Here is a 2,558-nt window from a genome sequence, read left to right as displayed (position 1 = left end):
CGATGATTAATTTAACGAGGAGGAAATAATGGACCTTACACCAAGAGAGAAAGACAAGCTGCAGATATTTACTGCCGGATTGCTGGCGGAACGGCGCAAGGCACGGGGCCTGAAGCTCAATCATCCGGAGGCGGTGGCACTGATCACCTGTGCGGTGCTGGAGGGTGCGCGCGATGGCCATTCGGTGGCGGAGCTGATGGCGGAAGGCACCCGCATCCTGAGCCGGGGTGAGGTGATGGAAGGCGTTCCCGAGATGATTCCCGACATTCAGGTGGAGGCGACATTTCCCGACGGCACCAAGCTGGTGACGGTTCACAATCCCATTCCCTAAATCAGGAGACCATGATGGCAAGAACACCCTTAATTCCCGGCGAAATATTCGTGAAACCTGGCGATATCGAACTGAACGCTGGCAGAAAGACCAAATCGCTGAAGGTTTCCAATGGAGGCGACCGGCCGATACAGATCGGTTCGCACTTTCATTTTTACGAGGTTAATTCCGCGATGAACTTTGACCGGGAGGCTGCCTACGGCATGCGCCTGAATATCATGGCGGGCACGGCGGTGCGTTTTGAGCCTGGCCAGGAGCGCACCATTGAGCTGGTTGAGCTCGATGGCGACCGTACGGTATACGGATTTAATCAGAAAGTGATGGGCAAGCTGAAATAGCGCCACGCCCGCCAATAACCTACAGAGGAGTAAAAAATGACTTTTAAAATTTCCCGTCAGACATACGTTGAAATGATGGGGCCTACCACCGGCGACCGTGTTCGTCTGGCCGACACGGAGCTGTTTATTGAAATCGAAAAGGATTTCACCACCTATGGCGAAGAAGTCAAGTTTGGTGGCGGCAAGGTGATCCGCGACGGCATGGGCCAATCGCAGCGCAACCACGCCGACGTGATGGATACCGTGATCACGAATGCCGTCATCGTTGACCACTGGGGCATCGTCAAGGCCGATGTCGGCCTGAAAGACGGCAAGATAGCCGCCATTGGCAAGGCCGGAAACCCCGATATCCAGCCTAACGTTACCATGGCCATCGGTGCGGCGACCGAGATCATTGCCGGCGAAGGATCCATTCTCACTGCCGGCGGCATCGACAGCCACATCCACTTCATCTGTCCGCAGCAGGCCGAAGATGCCATGATGAACGGCATTACCACCATGCTGGGCGGGGGCACCGGCCCGGCAGTGGGCACGGCAGCGACGACCTGTACGCCGGGCCCCTGGCACATCCATTCCATGCTGAGAGCCTCGGACGGCATGATAATGAATACTGGTTTCTTCGGCAAAGGCAATGTCAGCCTGCCCACGCCGAATGAAGAACAGATTCTGGCGGGCGCATGCGGGCTCAAGCTGCATGAGGACTGGGGCACCACCTATGCGGCGATCGACAACTGTCTGAACGTTGCGGATAAATACGACATACAGGTGGCCATCCATACCGACACCATCAACGAAGGCGGCTACCTTGAGAATACCATCGCTGCCATGAAGGATCGGACCATCCACACGTTCCACACCGAAGGCGCCGGCGGCGGCCACGCCCCGGACATTATCGCGGTCGTGGGCCAGGACAACGTTTTGCCCTCATCCACCAACCCGACGCGGCCCTATACCGTCAATACGCTGGATGAGCACCTTGACATGCTGATGGTATGCCATCACCTGCATGCGAATATTGCCGAGGATCTTGCCTTCGCCGAATCGCGCATTCGCAAGGAAACGATTGCGGCCGAGGACATCCTGCATGACATGGGTGCCATTTCGATGATGTCGTCGGATTCTCAGGCGATGGGTCGCATCGGCGAAGTGGTGCTGCGCACCTGGCAGACGGCGCACAAAATGAAGATACAGCGCGGCTCATTGCAGGAAGACACCTCGAAGAGCGACAACTTCCGGGTCAAGCGCTACATTGCCAAGTACACCATCAACCCGGCTATCACGCACGGGGTCTCGCACGTGATTGGTTCGGTGGAAGTGGGCAAGTATGCGGATCTGGTTCTGTGGCGGCCGGCGTTCTTTGGCGTCAAGCCCTCCATGATCCTGAAAGGCGGCATGATCACGGCAGCCCTGATGGGCGATCCCAATGCCTCGATACCGACCCCGCAGCCGGTGCACTACCGCTACATGTTCGGCGGGTACGGGGGGGGCGTCAAGACATCGTGCTTTACCTTTACCTCGCAGGCGGCCCTTGATGGAGGTCTGGTCGATAGTCTGAAGCTGGACAAGAACCTGATCGCAGTCAAGAACACGCGCAATCTGCGCAAGAAGGACATGATTCATAATGGCGCGACCCCCAAGATGGAAGTCGATCCGGAAACCTATGAAGTACGGGCGGACGGACAACTGCTGACCTGTGGCGCGGAAGATGTGTTGCCGATGGCGCAACGCTACTTTTTGTTCTAAGCCATATGCTCACTTTAAACGCCAAGATAGCGCATGCGGACGTGGTTTCCGCGCAGCTCGTACTCCCTTACGAGCTGCGCGAGAACAGCCGCCTGCGCACCACGCTGGAGTCGGGAGAGGAAGTCGCTATTTTTACCGCGCGTGGA

3 protein-coding genes are annotated in these 2,558 nt (G+C 57.2%); all 3 read left to right on the top strand.

All coding sequences use genetic code 11. The features are described from left to right. Positions 1–28: 28 nt before the first annotated feature. Genes SQ11_RS15250 through ureC form a run of 3 tightly spaced genes read left to right on the top strand, consistent with a single transcriptional unit; the run spans position 29 to position 2,412 of the window. Complete coding sequence (locus tag SQ11_RS15250) at positions 29–331, top strand: urease subunit gamma (RefSeq protein WP_041515056.1); 303 nt, start codon at positions 29–31, stop codon at positions 329–331. An 11-nt stretch (positions 332–342) separates the two neighbouring features. Then, a complete protein-coding gene (locus SQ11_RS15245; protein ID WP_232298039.1) occupies positions 343–669 on the top strand; it encodes an urease subunit beta in 327 nt (108 codons plus the stop codon). Positions 670–705: 36 nt separating this feature from the next. Next, positions 706–2,412: an urease subunit alpha gene (gene ureC, locus SQ11_RS15240; RefSeq protein WP_041515054.1), complete on the top strand. Its 1,707-nt coding sequence runs from the start codon at positions 706–708 to the stop codon at positions 2,410–2,412. Positions 2,413–2,558: the final 146 nt, after the last annotated feature.

Origin of the sequence: Nitrosospira sp. NpAV, from assembly GCF_000832065.1 — a bacterium.
Lineage (GTDB): Bacteria > Pseudomonadota > Gammaproteobacteria > Burkholderiales > Nitrosomonadaceae > Nitrosospira.
The sequence above is the reverse complement of the archived record's forward strand: the minus strand, read 5'-3'. Positions and strand labels throughout refer to the sequence as shown.

Excerpts from the sequence above, each read along its gene's own strand:
- SQ11_RS15250 (WP_041515056.1), top strand. The coding sequence starts at position 29 with ATGGACCTTACACCAAGAGAGAAAGACAAGCTGCAGATATTTACTGCC.
- SQ11_RS15245 (WP_232298039.1), top strand. The coding sequence starts at position 343 with ATGATGGCAAGAACACCCTTAATTCCCGGCGAAATATTCGTGAAACCT.
- ureC (WP_041515054.1), top strand. The coding sequence starts at position 706 with ATGACTTTTAAAATTTCCCGTCAGACATACGTTGAAATGATGGGGCCT.